The organism is Nonomuraea aridisoli (genome assembly GCF_003236395.1).
In the GTDB taxonomy this organism is placed as follows: domain Bacteria; phylum Actinomycetota; class Actinomycetes; order Streptosporangiales; family Streptosporangiaceae; genus Nonomuraea; species Nonomuraea aridisoli.
The window spans coordinates 1-300 of record NZ_POUD01000725.1 but is presented as its reverse complement, the minus strand read 5'-3'; the positions used below and the strand labels follow the sequence as shown (position 1 = coordinate 300).

The 300-nt window shown below is 57.3% G+C and carries 2 rRNA genes; both read left to right on the top strand.

The features are described from left to right. Window positions 1-122 (top strand): 23S ribosomal RNA (locus C1J01_RS48935); the annotation flags it as partial. Between the two features lie 79 nt (window positions 123-201). Beyond that, window positions 202-300, top strand: a 5S ribosomal RNA gene (gene rrf / locus C1J01_RS48930); the annotation flags it as partial.

Here is a 300-nt window from a genome sequence, read left to right as displayed (position 1 = left end):
ATGAGGTCTCCCACCCTGTGAGGGGGTAAGGCTCCCGGTGGATGACCGGGTTGATAGGCCGGAGGTGGAAGCGCGGTAACGTGTGGAGCTGACCGGTACTAATAGGCCGAGGACTTGACCACAAAGCGTACTTTCGAGTTTTTGCTCGCGTCCACTAGGCAATTCTGAGACAACAAGCGGTGCTTGTGTGTTTCGGAGGGTTACGGCGGTTATGGCGGGAAGGAAACACCCGGTTACATTCCGAACCCGGAAGTTAAGCTTCTCTGCGCCGATGGTACTGCACTCGGGAGGGTGTGGGAG